Annotated in this window: 17 protein-coding genes; 3 read left to right on the top strand and 14 right to left on the bottom strand. The window is 67.7% G+C overall.

Annotation, left to right across the window (positions count from 1 at the left end):
- Window positions 1-49 precede the first annotated feature (49 nt).
- The 6 genes from leuA to miaA all read right to left on the bottom strand — a co-directional run bounded on the left by leuA (window position 50) and on the right by miaA (window position 7,440).
- On the bottom strand, window positions 50-1,708 hold the full coding sequence (gene leuA / locus U1H82_RS01815; protein WP_322963219.1) for a 2-isopropylmalate synthase: 1,659 nt from the start codon (window positions 1,706-1,708) through the stop codon (window positions 50-52).
- Between the two features lie 324 nt (window positions 1,709-2,032).
- Window positions 2,033-2,638, bottom strand: a complete 606-nt coding sequence (locus tag U1H82_RS01820; RefSeq protein ID WP_322963220.1) for a YceI family protein — start codon at window positions 2,636-2,638, stop codon at window positions 2,033-2,035.
- A 311-nt stretch (window positions 2,639-2,949) separates the two neighbouring features.
- Complete coding sequence (gene ilvC / locus U1H82_RS01825) at window positions 2,950-3,969, bottom strand: ketol-acid reductoisomerase (RefSeq protein WP_306999421.1); 1,020 nt, start codon at window positions 3,967-3,969, stop codon at window positions 2,950-2,952.
- A 61-nt stretch (window positions 3,970-4,030) separates the two neighbouring features.
- On the bottom strand, window positions 4,031-4,546 hold the full coding sequence (ilvN, locus tag U1H82_RS01830) for an acetolactate synthase small subunit (protein WP_322963221.1): 516 nt from the start codon (window positions 4,544-4,546) through the stop codon (window positions 4,031-4,033).
- Window positions 4,547-4,664: 118 nt separating this feature from the next.
- A complete protein-coding gene (ilvB, locus tag U1H82_RS01835) occupies window positions 4,665-6,422 on the bottom strand; it encodes a biosynthetic-type acetolactate synthase large subunit (RefSeq protein ID WP_322963222.1) in 1,758 nt (585 codons plus the stop codon).
- Window positions 6,423-6,507: 85 nt separating this feature from the next.
- Complete coding sequence (gene miaA / locus U1H82_RS01840; protein WP_322963224.1) at window positions 6,508-7,440, bottom strand: tRNA (adenosine(37)-N6)-dimethylallyltransferase MiaA; 933 nt, start codon at window positions 7,438-7,440, stop codon at window positions 6,508-6,510.
- Here miaA and serB point away from each other — a divergent pair.
- Window positions 7,439-8,317: a phosphoserine phosphatase SerB gene (gene serB / locus U1H82_RS01845; RefSeq protein ID WP_322963225.1), complete on the top strand. Its 879-nt coding sequence runs from the start codon at window positions 7,439-7,441 to the stop codon at window positions 8,315-8,317. The genes miaA and serB overlap by 2 nt on opposite strands.
- A gap of 225 nt (window positions 8,318-8,542) precedes the next feature.
- Here the strand turns inward: serB and U1H82_RS01850 are convergent, their stop codons facing one another.
- Complete coding sequence (locus tag U1H82_RS01850; protein WP_322963226.1) at window positions 8,543-9,643, bottom strand: SPOR domain-containing protein; 1,101 nt, start codon at window positions 9,641-9,643, stop codon at window positions 8,543-8,545.
- Between the two features lie 202 nt (window positions 9,644-9,845).
- On the opposite strand from U1H82_RS01850, the gene U1H82_RS01855 reads away from it, so the two are divergent.
- Complete coding sequence (locus U1H82_RS01855; RefSeq protein ID WP_322963227.1) at window positions 9,846-11,153, top strand: SPOR domain-containing protein; 1,308 nt, start codon at window positions 9,846-9,848, stop codon at window positions 11,151-11,153.
- 5 nt (window positions 11,154-11,158) lie between these two features.
- Here the strand turns inward: U1H82_RS01855 and U1H82_RS01860 are convergent, their stop codons facing one another.
- Window positions 11,159-12,346, bottom strand: coding sequence for a BaiN/RdsA family NAD(P)/FAD-dependent oxidoreductase (locus tag U1H82_RS01860; protein WP_322963228.1), 1,188 nt, complete (start codon window positions 12,344-12,346; stop codon window positions 11,159-11,161).
- Window positions 12,347-12,530: 184 nt separating this feature from the next.
- Entirely contained in the window at window positions 12,531-12,992 is a 462-nt protein-coding gene (locus U1H82_RS01865) for a GreA/GreB family elongation factor (protein WP_322963229.1), read from the bottom strand.
- 210 nt (window positions 12,993-13,202) lie between these two features.
- Between U1H82_RS01865 and U1H82_RS01870 the strand changes: the two genes are divergently transcribed.
- On the top strand, window positions 13,203-14,942 hold the full coding sequence (locus U1H82_RS01870) for a DEAD/DEAH box helicase (RefSeq protein ID WP_322963230.1): 1,740 nt from the start codon (window positions 13,203-13,205) through the stop codon (window positions 14,940-14,942).
- A 152-nt stretch (window positions 14,943-15,094) separates the two neighbouring features.
- On the opposite strand, the gene U1H82_RS01875 is transcribed toward U1H82_RS01870, so the two are convergent.
- The 5 genes from U1H82_RS01875 to U1H82_RS01895 form a co-directional block, all read right to left on the bottom strand.
- Window positions 15,095-16,312, bottom strand: coding sequence for a dihydroorotase (locus U1H82_RS01875; protein ID WP_322963231.1), 1,218 nt, complete (start codon window positions 16,310-16,312; stop codon window positions 15,095-15,097).
- Window positions 16,309-17,292, bottom strand: coding sequence for an aspartate carbamoyltransferase catalytic subunit (locus U1H82_RS01880; RefSeq protein ID WP_007405051.1), 984 nt, complete (start codon window positions 17,290-17,292; stop codon window positions 16,309-16,311). Before U1H82_RS01880 ends, U1H82_RS01875 begins: the two co-directional genes overlap by 4 nt.
- A gap of 56 nt (window positions 17,293-17,348) precedes the next feature.
- Window positions 17,349-18,797, bottom strand: a complete 1,449-nt coding sequence (locus tag U1H82_RS01885; RefSeq protein WP_322963232.1) for a glycosyltransferase family protein — start codon at window positions 18,795-18,797, stop codon at window positions 17,349-17,351.
- Between the two features lie 203 nt (window positions 18,798-19,000).
- Window positions 19,001-19,465 carry a Holliday junction resolvase RuvX gene (ruvX, locus tag U1H82_RS01890; RefSeq protein WP_322963234.1) on the bottom strand — a complete coding sequence of 155 codons (465 nt, stop codon included), beginning with the start codon at window positions 19,463-19,465 and terminating at the stop codon, window positions 19,001-19,003.
- Window positions 19,462-20,568: a DUF3089 domain-containing protein gene (locus tag U1H82_RS01895; protein ID WP_322963235.1), complete on the bottom strand. Its 1,107-nt coding sequence runs from the start codon at window positions 20,566-20,568 to the stop codon at window positions 19,462-19,464. The genes ruvX and U1H82_RS01895 overlap by 4 nt, the downstream gene beginning before the upstream one ends.
- Between the last annotated feature and the right edge of the window lie 70 nt (window positions 20,569-20,638).

Raw genomic sequence — 20,638 nt, forward strand, 5'->3', positions numbered from 1 at the left:
TCCGATGGCCAGCATGGCGCGTCGTCTTAGCCGAGAAGGACGGGGCGCATCAGGCCCGGTTGGCGGCGGACAGCACCGCCCGGACGCTGGCGGTGGCGATGTCGGTGTCGAGGCCGACGCCGAAGACGATGCGGCCATCGGCGGTACGCGCCTCGACATAGGCGGCGGCCTGCGCATCCGCGCCGTGGCCGATGGCGTGTTCGTTATAGTCGATGACTTCCAAATTCGGCCCCGTCGTGTCGGCCAGCGCCGCGATCACGCTGGAGATCAGGCCGTTGCCACGCCCCGAGATCGAACGCTCCTCGCCATCCACCTGCACGCGGCCGATAAAGGTCCGCTGCCCCGCCGAGCCGCTCTCCTCATAGTCGCGCAGCACGAAACGGTCGCCTTCGCGCGGCAGATAGGTCGCCTCGAACCCGCCCCATATATCGGCGGCGTTGAGTTCGCGGCTGGTGGCGTCGGCCATCGCCTGGACATGGCGGCTGAAATCGGCCTGGAGCCGCTTGGGCAGCTTGAGCCCCTTGTCCTGCTCGATCACCCAGGCGACGCCGCCCTTGCCCGACTGCGAATTGACGCGGATCACCGCTTCGTAGCTGCGGCCCAGATCGGCGGGGTCGATGGGGAGGTAGGGGACTTCCCACAGATCGTCGTTGCGTGCGGCTTGGGCTGCGAAGCCCTTCTTGATCGCATCCTGATGGCTGCCCGAAAAGGCGGTGAAGACCAGATCACCCGCATAGGGGGTGCGCGGATGGACGGGCAGATTGGTGCAATAGTTGACCGTGTTCACCACCTCGTCGATGTCCGACAGGTCGAGCTTGGGGTCGACGCCTTGGGTGTACATGTTGAGCGCGACGGTCACGAGGTCGCAATTGCCGGTCCGCTCGCCATTGCCGAGCAGGCAACCCTCGACCCTGTCGGCCCCCGCCATCACGCCCAGTTCGGCGGCGGCGACGCCGGTGCCCCGGTCGTTATGGGTGTGGAGCGAGATGACCACCGACTCGCGGTTGGGGATGTTGCGCCCGAACCATTCGATCTGGTCGGCATAGACATTGGGCGTCGCGCATTCGACGGTGGCGGGCAGGTTCAGGATCAGCGGATGGTCGGGCGTCGGCTTCAGCACGTCCATGACGGCGGCGCAGACCTCGACCGAGAAATCCAGCTCGGCGGTCGAGAAGGTTTCGGGGCTGTATTCGAAGAACCAGTCGGTGTTCGGGCGCTTGGCCGCCTCGTCGCGCAGGATCTTGGCGCCCTCGACCGCGATCTGGCGCACCTCGTCGCGGGTCATGCCGAAGACGATCTTGCGCCAGGCTGGGCTGACCGCGTTGTAGAGATGGACGATCGCGGTGCGCGCACCCTCCAGGCTTTCGAAGCTGCGTTCGATCAGGTCGCGGCGCGACTGGGTGAGGACCTGGATCGTCACGTCCTCGGGGATGCGGTCGTCGCGGATCAGGCCGGAGATGAAGTCGAACTCGGTCGCGCCCGCGCTCGGAAAGCCGACCTCGATTTCCTTCAGCCCGACCTTGACCAGCAGGTCGAACATGCGGGTCTTCTTTTCCGCATCCATCGGGTCGATCAGCGCCTGGTTGCCGTCGCGCAAATCGGTCGACAGCCAGCGCGGTGCCTTGGTGATCGTGCGGTTCGGCCATTGCCGGTCGGGCAGGGCGATGGTCGGGAAGGGGCGGTATTTGGTCGAGGGGTCGCGGAGCATGATCGGGTCTTCCAGCATTCTCGGCCGCGTCTGGCCAGGGGCGCGGCGGGGACAGGCTTATCGGTTCATTCAGCCCTTAGGGAAGTCGCGCATGGCCACGCCGATCCTCCCCTAAGGGCGGATAAGTCGAAGCGAACGAAGCGGCAGCGCGGCGATCATGGTGCGCGGTTCATGCCGTGTCGGTGCGCGCTTGTCCATATCGAGATTGATGACGCGTGATTGCGCCTGGCCGTCACCCACGAGCGCAGCGAAGCCATGACGGAAAAAAGGCGGAGCCGCAGACCTGCGACCCCGCCTTTCGCGGATGGGAGATAAAGAAGGGAATTACTGCGCGGTGAAGGCGGCGTTGATGGTCAGGTCGACCTCGTCACCGACGACCGGGACATAGGCACCCAGGCCGAACTCCGAACGCTTGATCTTGGCGGTCGCGCGGAAGCCGATGTTCAGCTTCTTCGACATCGGGTTGATGCCCGCACCGACGAAGGTGGCGTTCAGCGTTACCGGCTTGGTCTGGTCCTTGATGGTCAGGTTGCCGGTGATGACCGCCTTGTTGCCCATGACCTTGACGTTCGTCGAGACGAAACGCGCGGTCGGATAGGTCGCGGCGTCAAAGAAATCCTTCGACTTCAGGTGATTGGCGAAGGGTGCGGCGGTGACCGACAAGTCGTTGATGTTAAAAGTAACGTCGACCTTGTCGTTCTGCGGCTTGGCCGGATCGATGGTCAACGAGCCGCTGGCGGCACCGAACTGCCCCTCCAGCATCGAGAAGCCCATATGGTTCACCGACCAGGTGACCTGGGTGTGGGCGGGGTCGACGGCATAGGTGCCCGCAACGACGCGCGCGGCGACGGGCGCGCCCGGCTGGGTCTGGGCGATGGCGGCGGGGGCGGCGAGGACGAGCGCCAGAGCGGCGGGAACGGCGAAACGCATGGGTGGTAACTCCCTGTTGAACGGTAGCCTTTTGGGGCGTGCGGTTAACGCACGTCAAAGGCCAAGGTCGCAACGATGCGTTTCCGGGTTGGGGGTGGGGAGGGTGGTCTCTGCGAGGCTCCGTGGCCCTCCCCCATCCCCTCCCGCTTGCGGGAGGGGAGAGGTTTGGGTCGGCCGTTCTGCTCCTTCTAAAAGCTATCGGCGAGCGAATAGGCCGATAGAAGGGCAAAACATGTCCCCAAGCACGCCCCTCCCGCAAGCGGGAGGGGATGGGGGAGGGGCGGGTGTCTCACCGAGCCCACCCCAACAAATCAGTTCTTCGCCTTGTCCACCAGCTTGTTCGCGCCGATCCACGGCATCATCGCGCGCAGTTCGCTGCCGACCTGTTCGATCGGGTGGCGCTTGGCGGCGATGCGGCTGGCCTTGAGTTCGGGCTGGCCGGCGCGGTTGTCGAGCACGAAGTCCTTCACGAAGCGGCCCGACTGGATGTCGGCGAGGACGCGCTTCATTTCCTTCTTCGTCTCTTCGGTGATGATGCGCGGGCCGGTCTTGATGTCGCCATATTCGGCGGTGTTCGAGATCGAGTAGCGCATGTTGGCGATGCCGCCCTCATACATCAGGTCGACGATCAGCTTCAGCTCGTGAAGGCATTCGAAATAGGCCATTTCGGGGGCATAGCCCGCCTCGACCAGCGTCTCGAAGCCCGCCTGGACCAGCGCGGTCGCGCCGCCGCACAGCACGGCCTGCTCGCCGAACAGGTCGGTTTCGCACTCTTCGCGGAAGTTGGTCTCGATGATGCCCGAGCGACCGCCGCCGACGCCGCTGGCATAGGCCAGCGCGACGTCATGCGCGTTGCCGCTGGCGTCCTGATGGATCGCGATCAGGCAGGGCACGCCGCCGCCACGCACATATTCGCTGCGCACGGTGTGGCCGGGGCCCTTGGGCGCGATCATGATGACGTCGATGTCCGCGGGCGGCTCGATCAGGCCGAAATGCACGTTCAGGCCGTGGGCGAAGGCGAGGGCGGCGCCGGGCTTCAGATTGCCCTTCAGGTCGGCGTCATAGATCGCGGCCTGATGCTCGTCGGGGGCCAGGATCATCAGGATGTCGGCCCAGGCGGCGGCTTCCTTGTTCGACAGGACCTTGAAGCCCGCCGCTTCCGCCTTGGCGGCCGAGGCCGAACCGGGGCGCAGCGCGATCGCGACATTCTTGACGCCCGAATCGCGCAGGTTCTGCGCATGGGCGTGACCCTGCGAGCCGTAACCCAGGATGGCGATGTTCTTCTCGGAGATCAGGTTCAGATCGGCGTCGCGATCGTAATACACACGCATTGGACTTCCCTTTCGAAATGGTTGGGCCGCTTGCGGCCTCGGATCGTTGGAATGGGGTGGCTCAGGCCGCTTCGGCACCGCGCGAGATGGCGGCGATGCCGGTGCGGGCGACCTCGACCAGGCCGACTTCGCCCATCAGCTCGACGAACTTGTCGATCTTGGCGATGCCGCCGGTGACCTCGAACACGAAGCTGGAGATGGTCGCGTCGACCACGCGAGCGCGATAGACCTCGGCCAGGCGCAGCGCCTCGATCCGGCGATCGCCGGTGCCCGCCACCTTCACCAGCGCCAGCTCGCGCTCGACATGGTCGCCCAGCACGGTCAGGTCGGTGACCGAGTGGACGGGGACCAGCCGGTCGAGCTGGGCGATGATCTGTTCCATCACCGGCGGCGAGGCGCTGGTGACGATGGTGATGCGGCTGACGGCCTTGTCGGCGGTGATCTCCGACACGGTCAGGCTCTCGATATTATAGCCGCGCGCGGTGAACAGCCCGGCGATCCGCGCGAGGATGCCCGGTTCGTTGTCGACGATCACCGCCAGCGTGTGGCGTTCCACCTGTTCGGTCTTGATGTGCATCGGTCTTCTTTCTGCGCACCCGCGATGACGGGCCATATATCCTCTCCCCTCCCGCAGGCGGGAGGGGCCGGGGGAGGGAAGGCGAGGGAGGACTAAGCCCCCTTTGACCCCTCGAAGGTCAAACCAGCGCCTTGGCCTCGTCGTCCATGGTGCCCGATACCTCATTGGCCTGCAGGATCATGTCGGTATGCGCCGCGCCTGACGGGATCATCGGGAAGCAGTTGGCGAGCTTGGCCACGCGGCAGTCGACGATCACCGGCCCGTCATGGTCCAGCATCGCGGCGATGCCGTCCTCCAGCTCGTGCCGATGCTCGATCAGGATGCCCTTCCAGCCATAGGCCTCACCCAGCTTCACGAAATCGGGCAGCGAGTCCGAATAGCTCTCGGCATAGCGGCTCTCATAGGTTAGTTCCTGCCACTGGCGAACCATGCCCATATATTCGTTGTTCAGGATGAAGATCTTGACCGGCAGGCGATATTGCGTCGCCGTCGCCAGTTCCTGGATATTCATCTGGATCGAGGCTTCACCGGCGATGTCGATCACCAGCGCACCCGGATTGCCGAGCTGCGCGCCGATCGCGGCGGGCAGGCCGTAGCCCATGGTGCCAAGACCGCCCGAGGTGAGCCACTTGTTCGGCTTCTCGAAGCCGAAATGCTGCGCGGCCCACATCTGGTGCTGGCCGACCTCGGTGGTGATGATCGGCTGGCGCGCCTTGGTCGCGTCGTACAGCGCACGGATCGCACGCTGCGGCATGATCGCGTCGCCGGTCTCCGGGAAGGAGAGACAGCCGACCGCGCGCCACCCTGCGATGCGGCGCTGCCACTCGGTGGTGTCGGGCTTGGGATGCTGGCGCGACTTCCAGATGCGCACCGCATCCTCCAGCGCGTGGCCGACATCGGCGATGATCGCCAGGTCGACGCGGACATTCTTGTTCACGCTCGACCGATCGATATCGACATGGACCTTGCGGCTGTTGGGGCTGAACGCATCCAGACGCCCGGTCACGCGGTCGTCGAAACGGCTGCCCAGCGCGACCACCAGATCGGCCTGGTTCATCGCCATATTGGCTTCGTAGGTGCCGTGCATGCCCAGCATGCCCAGCCATTGCGGGTCGCTGGCCGGAAACGCCCCCAGACCCATCAGGGTCGAGGTGACGGGCGCGCCGGTGATGCGGGCCAATTCGCGCAGCAGCTGCGACGCGGCCGGGCCCGAATTGATGATGCCGCCGCCGGTATAGAGGATCGGGCGTTCGGCGGCGGCCAGCATGTCGACCAGCTGCTCGATCTGGGTCTGGTCGGCCTTCACCTGCGGGCGATAGGTCTTGTGACGGATCGGACCCGGCTTCTGATAGCGGGCGGTGGCGACCTGCACGTCCTTGGGGATATCGATCACGACCGGACCGGGGCGGCCCTGGGTCGCGATGTGGAACGCCTCATGCACCACCTCGCCCAGACGCGCGGGGTCCTTCACCAGGTAATTATGCTTGGAACAGTGGCGCGTGATGCCGACCGTATCGGCTTCCTGGAACGCGTCGGTGCCGATCAGCGCGGTCGGCACCTGGCCGGTGATGACCACCATCGGGATCGAATCGAGCAGCGCGTCGGTGATGCCGGTAACCGCATTGGTCGCGCCCGGCCCGGAGGTGACGAGCACCACGCCGGGCTTGCCGGTCGAGCGGGCATAGCCCTCCGCCGCATGGGTCGCCGCCTGTTCGTGGCGGACGAGAATGTGGCGGATGCGCCCCCCGTTCTTGCTCGCCCGGAACATGGCGTCATAGATCGGCAGCACCGCACCACCCGGATAACCGAAGACGACCTCCACGCCGAGATCGCACAGCGCCTCGACCAGGATATCGGCTCCGCTTTTCTCGGTCATCGTCTTCGTCCTTCTGCGTCCGTGCCCACTGACGGGGCGTGTCGGGAATGGCGCGGCTACAAGTTTAAAAAGTGCGCGTCAACCGTCAGATGCGCAATAAAGTTTCTATTATATTGCGACGCACATTGGCATCGGTATCGGGAATCACCGTCCAGCCGGGGCCGGGCTGGTGACGGAACCAGGTAAATTGTCTTTTGGCATAACGTCGTGTCGCGAGCGCCCCAGCCGCCTCGGCCTCGGCACGGGTCATGCGACCCTCGAGCAGCGCCGCCGCTTCGGGTACGCCGATCGCACGGCGGATCGGCGCGTCGGCGGGCAGGTCCGCCCTTGCGAGCAGCGCGGCGGCCTCGTCCAATCCTTCGTCCAGCATCTCGCCGAAACGCCGGTCGATCCGGGCGTTCAGCCAGTCCCGGTCAGGGAGCAGGATGACGGCGGACAGGGCGATCCGGTCGCCGATGCCGCCCTCCTTATGAGCCTGCCAGTCGTGCAGCGGGCGCCCGGTCGCGCGCACCACCTCCAGCGCGCGGGCGACCCGAGTGGTGTCGGCGGGGTTCAGTCGCGCGGCGGCCTGTGGGTCTTCGCGCGACAGGGCGGCGTGCGCTTCGGGGACGGGCAGGGCGCGGACGTCCGCGCGGATGGCGGGATCGATCGCGGGCACCGGTGCGATGCCGTCGAGCAGGGTGCGCATATAAAGGCCGGTGCCGCCGACCAGGATCGGCAGCGATCCCGCCGCCACGCTGTCTTCGATCGCCGCGCGCGCCTCGGCCGCCCAGCGCGCCGCCGAATAGCCGGTGTCGGCCCCGTCGACATGGCCGAACAGCCGGTGCGGGGCCTGAGCCTCTTCGCCGGGCGAGGGGCGGGCGGTCAGGATCGACAGGTCGCGATAAACCTGTGCCGAATCGGCATTGATGATGGTGCCGCCGGTCGCCTTGGCCAGATCGAGCGCCAATGCGGACTTGCCGCTGGCGGTCGGCCCTGCAATGAGCGCGACCTTTGGCCGGTCAGAGGAGTTCGCCATGTTCATCGCCACGCTGATAGCAGCCGAATCGATCGCCGAGCGCGATATTTCGGAGGCGGTGGCGCAGATGACGCCGCTGTGCGAGGTCGCGGACTGGAACTGGATCGACGAGGGCCGCGCGGCAGACATCTGTTTCGCCGCAGACCCGGACTTTGCGAGCGGCATCCTGCACGGCCGGTTTCACCGGACCGATGTGGTCATCCAGCCCGCCGCGCACCGCGAGAAGCGGCTGCTGGTCGCCGACATGGATTCGACCATGATTACCGTCGAGTGCATCGACGAACTGGCCGATTATGCCGGGATCAAGGAGCAGGTGGCCGAGGTGACCGAGCGGGCCATGCGCGGCGAACTCGACTTTGCCGCCGCACTCGACGCCCGCGTCGCGCTGCTCGATGGACTGGACGAAAACGTCATCGAGCGCTGCCTGGCCGAGCGAGTGACGTTGATGGCGGGGGCCCGCGCGCTCGTTCGCACGATGAAGGCGCGCGGCGGTCACGCGATCCTGGTCTCGGGCGGCTTCACCCGCTTCGCCGAGCCGGTCGCAGCCGAAATCGGCTTCGACCGCGCCATCGCCAATTATCTGGAGATCGCGCACGGCAAGCTGACCGGTACGGTGCGGAAACCCATCGTCGGATCGGACACCAAGGAAAAGACGTTGCTCGCCGCGCTCGACGAACTAGGCATCGGCGCGGCCGAGAGCATGGCGGTGGGCGATGGGGCCAACGACCTGGCGATGATCCGCCGCGCCGGGCTGGGCGTCGCGTACCGCGCCAAGCCGATCGTCGCGGGCGCGGCAGCGGCGCGGATCGATTATAACGATCTGACCGCGCTTCTTTATGCCCAGGGCATTCCGCGCGCGGAGTGGGCGGTCGCTTAAGGACAAGGTGAATGAGACGGACTCACCCCTCCCCTGAAGGGGAGGGGCTCATGATCGTCCGATACGATGTCATCATGGTCTAAGAGCTGCCCAACCATTCCTCCCCTGTAAGGGGAGGGGGACCAGCGAAGCTGGTGGAGGGGTGTCGCCCCTGTGGAGAGCGCGGACATCCCTCCGTCAGGCCTGCGGCCTGCCACCTCCCCTGCGAGGGGAGGAATGGGACTTTTACGGCGCGACCACGACGCAGGGCTGGCCGGAGCGGCTGCACGCCGCTTGTGCGGCTCCATGATTGGCATATCCACCCGCCTGGAGCCGGGTCACGCCGCTCGACGTGACGAAGAAGGGGTGCGCACCGCTCAGGCGACCACGCACCCGCTGCCAGAGCGCATCGGCATTGCCGCGATCGCGAAACGCACCAAGCTGGATGCGCCAGGCCCCGCCGCTGGCATGGGGCGTGGGGGCGGGTTTGGCGTTGCGCGCGGGTGGGGTGGGGCGCTCCGTCCGATCGGAGGCTTCTTCACGAATGGCAGGCGTTCGGGGTGACGCGGTCGTGCCCGGCACCGGATAGCTGGCGCCATATCCCGATACGGCGGGGCGTGACGGGGCGACCGGCACCGGCTGTACCGCCGGTCGCGACGGCGGCGTCGTGCTGGTCGGCGCGACTTGGCCGGTCACGGGGTCGGGGCCGACCATCACCCGTTTCGGCCCATTGGCGGCGGGGACAGGGAGCGCGGCCAGTTGGGCGCGATATTGCTGGGCCAGTTCGACGCCGCGCTGGCGGTCGGGCGGGGTGATATACTGGTCCATCTGCGCCAGCGTCTGCGAAGCCGCTTGCAGTCCGGTCTGCGACGCGAGCGTCATCAGGGCATAGGCGCGTGGAAAGTTGCGGGTGACGCCATCACCGTTGAACAGCATCGTGCCCAGCACCAGCTGCGCCCGCGGCTCGCCGCGCGCGACCGACTTTTCCAGCCAGGGTGCGGCCTCCGCCTTCTTGCCCGCCTGGAACAGCGCCAGGCCATAATTGTCGGCGGCCTGGACATGGCCCTGCACCGCGGCCTTGCGGAACCAGCTTTCGGCGAGCGCAGGGTCGAGCGGCACGCCGCGTCCCAGCTTATAGGCCTGGGCAAGATTGAACTGCGCATCGGCATCGCCCGCCACGGCGGGTCCGCGCCATTCCTCGACCGCCTTGCGATAATCGCCCTGCGCCCAGGCATCGACCCCGGCCTTCACGTCCGGGATCGGAGGAGCGGGGGCCGCGAAAGCGGGCGCGGCGGCCAGAAGCAGGGCGGGCACGATCATGCCGCCGATCGGGAATCTGCGCATCATCCTTCGTCCTTCCGCCATTGCCTCACGCCCCATCCATGCCTCGGCTGCAAAGGCGGGTAAAGCGGGCAGTTGAGCGCTTAACCGTTCCTTATAGGCTTAACCCCTAGCACGGGGTCCGATCGGGGAAATGGGGTCAGGCGTGCATCGCCCGTTACGCGTTGCGCCATGGCATATCGGCCACCTTCCCCTTGGGCAGAACCGGATGACCAGGATGACCATGTTCCGCACTCTCCTTTCTTGCAGCGTCGGCGCATTGATTCTGGGCGGCTGTACCGCGACCGGCCCCCGCACTGCGCATCTTCGCGAGGGGGCGGGCCGCGCGACCGAACCGCAGGGCACCGCCGCGCTTGCCGATCGGACGCGCCGCGTGCTGGCGCAGCGGGACGGGGAGGGGGCCGTCGCGCTTGCCGAGCGACTGGTCGCCGCCGATCCGCATCAGGCCGCTTACCGCGCGCTGCTGGGCCAGGGTTATTTGCAGGCGGGGCGCTTCGCCTCGGCGCGGCAGGCCTTTACCGATGCGTTGCAACTCGATCCGGCGGATGGCCGCTCCGCGCTGAACCTGGCGCTGGTGATGATCGCGGGCGGCAATGGTACGGGCGCACGGGCGCTGCTGGAGCAGCATGCCAGCGTTATTCCCACCGCCGATTTCGGGCTTGCAATGGCGTTGTCCGGGGCGCCGGATGAAGGCATCCGCATCCTGACCGTCGCTGCGCGCGAGCCGGGTGCGAGTGTCAAGACGCGTCAGAATCTCGCCCTGTCGCTGGCGTTGTCGGGCCGATGGGACATGGCACGCATGGCTGCCTCGGCCGATATGGCACCCGCCGATGTCGAGGGGCGGATGCGCGAATGGGCCGCATTCACCAACGATACCAACCCGGCCAATCTGGTCGCCATGCTGCTGGGCGTGCGGCCATCGGTGGACAGCGGACAGCCGGTGACGCTGGCGCTGAACGCGGCCCCTTCGGCGGCGGTGGTGCAGGACATGGTCCAGGCTCTGCCGCAGCCCGAGCCCGCGGCACCCGCTGCCGATCCGGCGGCGGCGCGGATCGTCTTTGCCGCGCGGCGGGACGTCGTCCAGCCGCTACCCCTGTCATCCGAGCAGCATGACAATGCGCCTGCCGCGACGCCGCAGGCCCGGATGCAGCGCATGGCCGCAGGCCTTGTCACCACGCCGGCCCTGTTGCGCCGCGCCGAGGAACGCCGCCCCCGTGCGCATCGCACCGGTGACTGGAACGTCCAGATCGGCGCTTTCGGCAAGGCGGACGGCGCGCAAAAGGCCTGGGCCGCGCTGACCCGCCGTTTTCAGGGACTGTCGGGCTATGTGCCGCAGAGCGGCACCGTGCGCCATTCCGGCGAGCAGCTTCATCGCCTGTCGGTCGGTGGGCTCAGCCGAGGCGACGCCGATGCGCTGTGCCGCCGTTATCGCGGCACGGGCGGTGCATGTTTCGTGCGGCGGCAGGCCGACGACCATATGGCGCAATGGGCGCGGCCCGGCATCGGCATCGGCTGATCCGATCAGACGGCCTCGCCCGCCGCGCGACCGCTGGCCCAGGCCCATTGGAAATTATAGCCGCCCAGCCAGCCGGTGACGTCCACCGCCTCGCCGACGAAATGCAGGCCCGGCACCGCCTTGGCCTCCATCGTGCGCGACGACAATCCGGCGGTGGAGACGCCGCCGACCGTCACCTCGGCCTTGGCATAGCCCTCGCTGCCATTGGGGTGGAAGGTCCAGTCGGCGAGCCGCGCTTGCGCCGCTGTCAGCGCCTTGTCGGTCGCCGCGCCCAGTTCGCCGGGCAGCGCCAGCCGTTCCGCCAGCGTCTCCGCCAGTCGGTCGGGCAGATATTGTCCCAGGGCGCGGCGCGGGCTGGTGCGCGGGGCGCTGCGTTTCAGCGCGACCAGCCAGTCGGGCGCGCAATCGGGCAGGAAATCGATGCCTACGCCCTCGCCATGTCGCCAATAGGACGACACTTGCAGGATCGCCGGGCCCGACAGGCCGCGATGGGTGAACAGCGCCGCCTCGCGGAACCGGGTCTTGCCTGCGCGTGCCACGACCTCCGACGCGACGCCCGACAGTGAGCGGAACAGCGTCTCCTCACCGCCCAGCGTCAGGGGAACGAGGGCAGGGCGGGGCTCGACCACCTTCAACCCGAACTGGCGCGCGAGGTCATAGGCATAGCCGGTCGCGCCCATTTTCGGAATGCTCGGCCCGCCGGTCGCGACGATCAGGCGGGGGGCGGTGAAGGCCTGGCCGCGGCGCGTCACCCGGAAGTCGGTGCCGTCATGCGCGACGCTCTCGACCGGCTGGCCGAGTGCGATGTCGACCACGCCACCCGCGCGCGTCGCCCGGTCGCATTCGTCGAGCAGCATCTCCACGATCTGCCGCGCCGAGCCGTCGCAAAAGAGTTGGCCCAGCGTCTTTTCGTGCCAGGCGATGCCATGGGCCTCGACCAGTGCCAGGAAATCGGCCGCCGTATAGCGGCCCAGCGCCGACTTGGCGAAATGCGGATTGGCCGACAGGAAGCGATCGGGCGCGGTGCCGATATTGGTGAAGTTGCACCGCCCCCCGCCCGAGATCAGGATTTTCTTGCCCGGCGCATCGGCATGATCGACGACCAGCACGCGGCGCCCCCGCTGCCCGGCGGTGGCGGCGGCCATGAGCCCCGCCGCCCCGGCACCGAGGATGATCGCGTCATAGTTTTGCATGGGTGGGGTTTAGGGGGATTTGGCGGGGGGCGATAGGGTGGGGTTGAGGCGACCGGCTCATACTTGGCAGGTCCCTCCCGTAAACGGGAGGGGAGGGGGGAGGGCAGGCCGCGAGCGATGGTCTCGGTGAGACTCCTTTCCCTCCCCTCGGTCCCCTCCCGCCTGCGGGAGGGGATGCAGAAGGTCAGGCGGTCGCTACATCCAGAATTTCCACCGCATCGGCTTTCCCGCCGAACGCCACCGTCTCACCCGCCATCGCGCCCATCAGCGCGCGCGCCAGCGGCGCGGCATAGGCGATGCGGTCGTGCGCCGGATCGGCCTCGTCATGGCCGACGATGGTGAGCGTCCGGGTCTGGCCGTTGAGCCGGATCGTCACAACGCTGCCGATCCCGACCTCATCCTCGGCGGGTGCAGGGGCCAGTTCGGCGGTGGCGGCGCGGGTGTTCCAGTAGCGGAGTTCGCGCTGGAGCCGGGTGCGGTCCTCTTCCGTCTCTGCCGCCGCGACCGCCGTCTCCACCTCGGCGACCTTGGCGCGGGTCAACTCCAGCCCGCGTGGCGTGACCAGATTGGGGCCGGGCGGGATCGGCAGCTCGAATTTGGGTTCGAGATGTTCCTCATCGGATTCGCGGCGAAAGGCGACACTCATCGGGGATCAACGCATAGGGTCATGGCGCGGCTCCATGCCGGGCGCTTCGGTTCGCCGCAAGCATGGGTTGAGTTTTCCCTGCAATCGTGTAAAGGGCCACGCTTTCACGGAACGCAAACATTCACCCGTGCCGCATGGGTGTATCCGCCAACTAAGAGGGATGGGTCCCTTGGTTCGGCGGTACGCGCTCCTTTTTTTGTTGGAGTCCCCATGCCTTTCTCTGCTCTGCCGCCGGTCCTGTCGGCTGCCCTTTCCGCGCGCGGCTATACGGCGCCCACCCCCGTCCAGGCCGCCGTTATCGAGGATGATGCGCAGGGCCGCGACCTGATCGTGTCCGCCCAGACCGGTTCGGGCAAGACCGTCGCCTTCGGCCTCGCCATGGCGAGCGAGCTGCTGAACGGCGGCGATCACCTGCCCCAGCCGGGCGCGCCGATGGCGCTGGTTATCGCACCGACCCGCGAGCTGGCGCTGCAGGTCAGCCGCGAGCTGGAATGGCTCTATGCCGGTGCCCGCGCGCGTATCGCCACCTGCGTCGGCGGCATGGACGCCTCGCGCGAGCGTCGCGCGCTCAGCCATGGCACGCACATCGTCGTCGGCACGCCGGGCCGTCTGCGCGACCATCTGGAGCGCGGTGCGCTCGACCTGTCGTCGCTGAAGTTCGTCGTCCTGGACGAAGCCGACGAGATGCTCGACATGGGCTTCCGCGAGGATCTGGAGCAGATTCTCGACGGCACGCCCTCCGAGCGCCGCACCCTGCTGTTCTCGGCGACCATGCCGCGCCCGATCGTGCAACTCGCCAAGCGTTACCAGACCAACGCCAAGCGGATCGAGACGATCAGCGAGGACAAGGGCCATGCCGACATCGCCTATCAGGCGGTGACGGTAGCACCTGCCGATATCGAGGCGGCGGTGGTCAACCTGCTGCGCCTGCACGAGGCCGAGGTCGCGATCCTGTTCTGCGCCACCCGCGACAATGTCCGCCATCTCCACGCCAGCCTGGTCGAGCGTGGCTTCTCGGCGGTCGCGCTGTCGGGCGAGCATTCGCAGAACGAGCGTAACCATGCGCTCCAGGCGCTGCGTGACGGTCGCGCGCGTGTCTGCGTCGCGACCGACGTCGCCGCGCGCGGCATCGATCTGCCCGGCCTGACCCTGGTCATCCATGTCGAAATCCCCCGCGATGCCGAGGCGCTCCAGCACCGTTCGGGCCGCACCGGCCGCGCGGGCCGCAAGGGCACCGCGATCCTGATCGTGCCCTATCCGCGCCGCCGCCGGGTCGAGGGCATGCTGCGCGGTGCGCGCATCGACGCCGAATGGCGTCGTGCGCCGACGCTGGAGGAAATCCGGGCGCAGGACCGCGAGCGTCTGCTCGCCGCGCTGCTCGCGCCGGTCGAGGTGGACGAGGGCGATCGCGAGCTGGCGACCCGCCTGCTCGCCGAAAAGTCGCCTGAGGACATCGCCGCCGCCTTGGTCCGCGCGCACCGCGCCGCGCTGCCCCAGGCCGAGGAACTGGTCGAGGGCGATGCTCCCGCCCCGCGCGAGCGTCGCGAAGGGTTCGACGACACCGCCTGGTTCCGCATGAGCGTCGGTCGCAGCCAGAATGCCGATCCGCGTTGGTTGCTGCCGCTGATCTGCCGTCGCGGGCACATCACCCGCAACGAGATCGGTGCGATCCGCATCCAGCCGAACGAGACCTTGTTCGAAATCCCGTCGGCGCTGGCGTCGCGCTTTATCGCTGCTTTGAAGCGGACCGAGGCGGACCATGCCGAGGACGATATCGCGATCGAGCAGGCCGATGGCCCGCCCGCCGGTGGCTCGGGCCATGGCGGTCCGCGTCGCGGTCCCGGTGGCAACCGTCCGATGGGCGGCCGCCCGGCCGGTGGCCCCGGCGGCCCGCGCCGCTACTCGCCGCGCCCCACCCAGGGTGGCCCGCGCGGCCCGCGTCGGGGCTAACCCTTAATTCCTCCCCAAGCTCGCTTGGGGAGGGGGACCGCCGGGCGTAAGCCCGGTGGTGGAGGGGTGTGGTCCCTCGCTGGCGTTGCCCGCCCCTCCACCACGCCCTGGCGGGCGTGGTCCCCCTCCCCATCAATAGATGGGGAGGATTTTCAGTGGATCTCTCGCCCAGCTTTCCACAGCCGCAGCGCGCGGCCCTGGACCGGGAAGCCGTCGAACGGCGTATTCCCCGCCGAAGCGAAAGCATCGCCCGATACCATCCATGGCGTGTCGGCATCGAACAGCATCAGGTCTGCGGGCTTGCCCGGTTCCAGCGTGCCGGTATCGAGACCCAGCACCTTGGCCGGATTGGCCGCCAGCAATGCGAACAGCCGGGGCAGGCTGATCCGCTCGTCCCGCACCAGCATCAGCGCCAGCGGTAGCAGCGTCTCCGCCCCCGCCATACCCGCTTCGGCATCGACGAAGGGCAGGCGCTTGGACTCGGGCCCATGCGGATCGTGGCCCGATCCGATCACGTCGACCGTCCCGTCCGCTACCGCCGCGAGTGCGGCCTGCCGATCACTTTCGTCGCGTAAAGGTGGCGAAAGGCGGGCGAAGGTGCGGAAATCGGTGATCGCGATGTCGGACAGGTGAAGATGCGCAGGTGTTATGCCGCACGTCACTTTCACCCCGCGCCGCTTGGCCGCGCGGATCAGGTCGAAGCCCGCCGCCGTCGTGACCTGACGGATGTGCAGCTTCGCGCCGGTCTCCTCGGCCAGCATCAGGTCGCGCGCGATGGCGAGTGCTTCGGCGATGGCGGAGGCGGAGGGCAGGCCCAGACGGCTGGCCGTCTCGCCCTCGGTCGCGACCGCATCGGCCACGAGGCCACCGTCTTCGGCGTGGGCGATGACGGTCAGGCCCAGATCGCCCGCATAGGCCAGCACCCGGTGCATCACGCCCGAATCGGCGATCCAGCCACGCCCGGTGCCCACCGCCTTCGCGCCTGCCGATACGCAGACCGCCATCTCGGCCAGGTCGGTCCCGGCTAGCGAACGCGTCGCCGCCGCGATCGGGTGAATCCACAGGTCCGGCCGCCCGATCAGCGCGGCGCGCTGCACCACGCCCGGATCGTCGAGCACCGGCGACTGGTCGGGCATCAGGCCGATCCGCACGATGCCCCCTGCGCGGCAGGCGGCGCGGTCGACCTTGAACACGCCCAGATCGACGATGCCGGGCGCCAGCATCTTGCCGCCGCAGTCGATGACGGTCGCGCCTTCGGGGGCGTCCCCGGTGCCGGTGATGACACCGTTCTCGACCAGCAGGGTCTGGCCCCGGATCTCGCCGCCGACCGGGCAGATCAGCGTCGCGTTGGTGAAGGCAGTGATGCTCATGCCCAGCCCTCCAGCTTGCGGGCTCTGCGGGTGAGGACATCCAGGCACGCCATGCGCACCGCGACGCCCATCGCCACCTGCTCGGTGATCGCCGATTGCGGGCCGTCCGCCACCTCCGAGTCGATCTCGACCCCCCGGTTCATCGGGCCGGGATGCATGACGAGGGCGCCGGGCTTGGCGCGCTTCAGGCGTTCGGCGGTCAGGCCATAGCGCATCCGGTACTCACGCGTGGAGGGGATATAGCCGCCCGCCATCCGCTCGTTCTGGACGCGCAGCATCATGACGACATCGGCATCCTCGATCGCTTCGTCGAAATCGGTAAAGGGGGTGACGAACATCCGCTCGATCCCCTTGGGCATCAGGGTCGAGGGCGCGCAGACCCGCACCTCGGCCGCCAGCGCGGTGAGGGCGAGAATGTCCGAGCGTGCGACCCGGCTGTGGAGAATGTCGCCGCAGATGACGACCTTCTGCCCCGCGACGCTGCCCCGACGGCGGCGGATGGTCAGCATGTCGAGCAGCGCCTGGGTCGGATGCTCGTGTCGCCCGTCGCCCGCGTTCAGCACCGGGCAGTCGACCTTGTCGGCGATCAGGCGGACCGCGCCCGATGCCATATGGCGGATCACGATCACATCGGCGCGCATCGCGTTCAGCGTCATCGCCGTGTCAATCAGCGTCTCGCCCTTCTTCACGCTCGACTGGGCGGCGTGCATGTTGACCACGTCCGCACCGAGGCGTTTCCCTGCGATCTCGAAGGACAGCAAAGTCCGTGTCGAGTTCTCGAAGAACGCATTGATCTGGGTGAGGCCCGCCAGCCGCGTGTCCGGCGTGTCGGTCGCGCCGCGATCGAGCCAGTGTTCCGCCTCGTCGAGCAGGAACATGATCTCATGCGGCTGAAGGCCGTCGATTCCGGTCAGATGCCGGTGCGGGAAAACGGCGCCACCCTGAATGAGCGTGCCGGGGCGATGATCCGAGGTCTGCATTAAAGCCGCCGGGTAGCGAGCGAGGCGGCATTCGGCAAGGCTCGTCTGCACCTCGCTCAGCGCGTCGGGCGCGTCACCAGCACATAGCCGTCATCGACCCGCATCAATCGCGCCCGACCGATCGGGAAACCCTGCGCCCGCAATGCCGCCGCCAGGCCTTGGGTCGTACCCGCATGGCCCGGTACATGCTCGGTCCAGAACAGGGTCGGGCAATCGCGGGGCATGGTGTGGTCGCCCGCCGCATTGAGGGGGAAGCCGAAACGAGCGGCGACGATATGATAGGCGAAGGGGAAGACCGCCCGGTTTTCGACCGGCGGGGCGGCGATGGTCGATTGGTTGCCGCTCCAGTCGATATGGACCCGCGTCGTCGGGCAGGCCCGCCGGATCGCCGCAATGGTGCGCGCGGTGCCGTACCAACTCGGCTGCATCCAGGTCCGCGTCATATTCTCGCGGATCGTGGCCAGCGCCGACAGGGTCATGACGGCGCATAACAGGCCCGCGAACAGCGGCCGTATCCGGTCGAGCAGCGCCGCCACCCCGAGCGCGAGGATCATCGCCAGCGGCGGATGCAGCGTGACGAGATAGCGGTCGATGACGAACGGCCGCCACAGATGGATCGCGATCATTACGACGCAGCCCAGCGCCAGCCCGGCCGCCAGCGTCATCGCCAGATCGATCATCGGGGCAAGGCGACGCTCGCGCCAGCTTCGATAGGCCAGCAGGGCGAAGCCGATGATCGCCAGAATGGTAATCGGCAGATTCGCGGACAGATTGCGTTCGAGCTCGGTCTGGATCGCCCAGCGTGCCGCCCTGAAGCCGCCCTTGATCCAGAAGTCGCGGGTATTGGACTCGATCCGCTCGAACGAACAGGCGATATGGATCATCATCGGAATGGCGGCCAGGGTGGCGGCCGCGAATAGCCGAGCAGCGCCCGGTCCATCGCGGGCGAGCAGGCGGCGCAGGATCATCGCGGCGGCGAGCGAGCCCACCACCATACTGGCCGCCAGATGCACGTTGAACGCGACCAGCAGGGCGAGGGTCAGCATGACCCATTCCGCCCGCCGCTGCGCCCGATATCCCCGGTCGAAAGCGACCAGCGCGGCGACCGCCACGGCGGCGGCGGCGAAGGCGAGATAGTTGGACCGCAACTCCGCCGCCCTGTCGATCGCGGGCCATGCGCAGGACAGCCCAACGGCGAAGACCCAGCCGATCCGACGAAGCCCGTGCGGGATCAGCCACCACGCAATCTGGACCGCGGCGGCGATCAGAATGAACAGATTGAGGAGCCGCCGCTCTTCCACCGCCGCCCCCAGCCATGTGGTCGCGCGCGAAAGGGCGTAGAAGAGTGGCGGATGATTGTCGGCAAGCCAGCGGCTGAAGGCATAGGGCAGGGGAATACCCGGCCGGGTGACGTAGAGCGTATAGAACTCGTCATACCATGGCCCGCGCCACCGCATCGCCGTGACCATCGCGCAGACCAGTGCAACGAAGACGCTTGCCAACATCGCACCCGTCCAGACGGACGATATCCGCCAGCGGCGATCATGTGGCGGCGTTGCGGAATGGCCCATGGTCATGGGGGCAAGGGTCTGCCGTACCGGTCCGACCGTAGCAATCGGTTGCTCCGGCGTGGGGCGGTAGGACTATCCCCATTTGACACGCCCTTTGGTTAACGGCTGCCGGTCCGGCGAATGCGCCGATATCGGGCCTATGCCATGACCAGCGCGTCGATCGCGGCCTGCAGGATATGCGCGGCGGCGAGGTTGTCGATCCGCTCGGCGCGCTTGGCGCGGCTCATATCCTGTTCGATCATCGTACGTTCGACCGCGACCGTCGACCAGCGTTCGTCCCAGAGCAGGATAGGCCCCAGATCGGCACAATTGCGGGCGAAGGCGCGGGTCGATTGCGAGCGGGGGCTCTCGCTGCCGTCGAGGTTCAGCGGCAGGCCGATGACCAGGCCCTTGCACCCCTGCTGCGCGATCATCGCGATCAACTGTTCCTTGTCATGGGTAAACTTGGTCCGGCGGATCAGCGTGGCGGGGCTGGCGAAGCTCCACCCGGCGTCGCACAAGGCGGTGCCGACCGTCTTGGTGCCGACGTCCAGCCCGATCAGCCGCCCGCCCGAAGGCAGGGCGGCGCGGAACTCACTACGGTCGGTGGTGATCAGGCTCATCGAAAGGCTTTCAAACGGCGATCCGCATCGGCGCGGACATTCGCCCAGAACAGGCTATAGTCATAGACATGATAATTGTTGCCCGGCAGCACATAGGGCCCGACGCTCGGCCCCTCGCCGATGGTCAGGATACCGCGCCCCTCGCACTTGGCGGGGACCTTGCCAGCCGCGATGGCGGCGGTCTTCAGGTCGGCGGAAGGGTAGAGCGTGCCCAGATTGGCGGTGGCAGGCGCTTCGCCGCCGGGGGCGCCGGTCAGCGGGTTGGTGCACAGCATCGCGGTGTCCTTGCGGGGGGCGCCGGTATAGCCGCCCGTCTGGTCGAACACGTCGAAGATCAGTGACGGATCGGCAGGCTCGCCGAAGCTCTGCCAGCTCAGGATGCAGCCCGTCTGGTCGGGCTTGGCACAGGCGGGCAGGCCCATCGCAGGCAGGTCGGCGGTCATCGAGATCGGCCAGCCGACGACATAGGCCGCGACGATCCGCCGTTTCAGGCCTGCGTCCTTCGCCACCCGGTCGGTCAGCAGCCGCGACAGGTGCAGTGCGCCCTGGCTATGCCCGGCCAGGATCAGCGGGCGGTTGGGATCGACCTGTTCCAGAAAGGCGGTGAAAGCGGCATCGACGTCTTTGTACGCCAGGTCCAGCGCGCGCTCGGCATCCGCCATGCTGGTCAGGAACGCGCCGAAGGTCGCCTGGCGATAGCGCGGCGCCCAGATATCGCCCGCGCCGTTGAAGGCGCTCGCTTGGCCGCGCAGGAACAGTTCGGCGCGGCCATTGGTCTCGGGATCGTCGAGCGGGGCGTTCCAATGCGCCTTGCTGATGTACGAGGTCGGATGGATGAAGAAGACCGCCGCACCCTGACCCGGCTGGCCGGGGGTATAGCCGGTCGGCGTCCAGAGCGCGGGATTGCCCGGCAGGTCGGGGCGCGCCAGCCACATCGTGCGGTCGCGATATTCCTCGGCCCGCGTCGCCGCCTGGGTCTGGAACGACTCGGAGGGCACCGTCGACCAGCGGAGCAGCTGGTTGCCGAACAGGCGGTAAGCAAAGGCGGCGGCGATCGTCAGCACGATGAGTGCCGCCACGACATACAGGAATTTGCGCGCCACATCATCACTCCATTGTGCAGTGCGGCAGGAAGCGTCCCGCCGCAACTGCATATCCCGATGCTCCGCTTGC

Origin of the sequence: Sphingomonas fuzhouensis (assembly GCF_034659795.1) — a bacterium.
Classification (GTDB): Bacteria; Pseudomonadota; Alphaproteobacteria; order Sphingomonadales; family Sphingomonadaceae; genus Sphingomonas; species Sphingomonas fuzhouensis.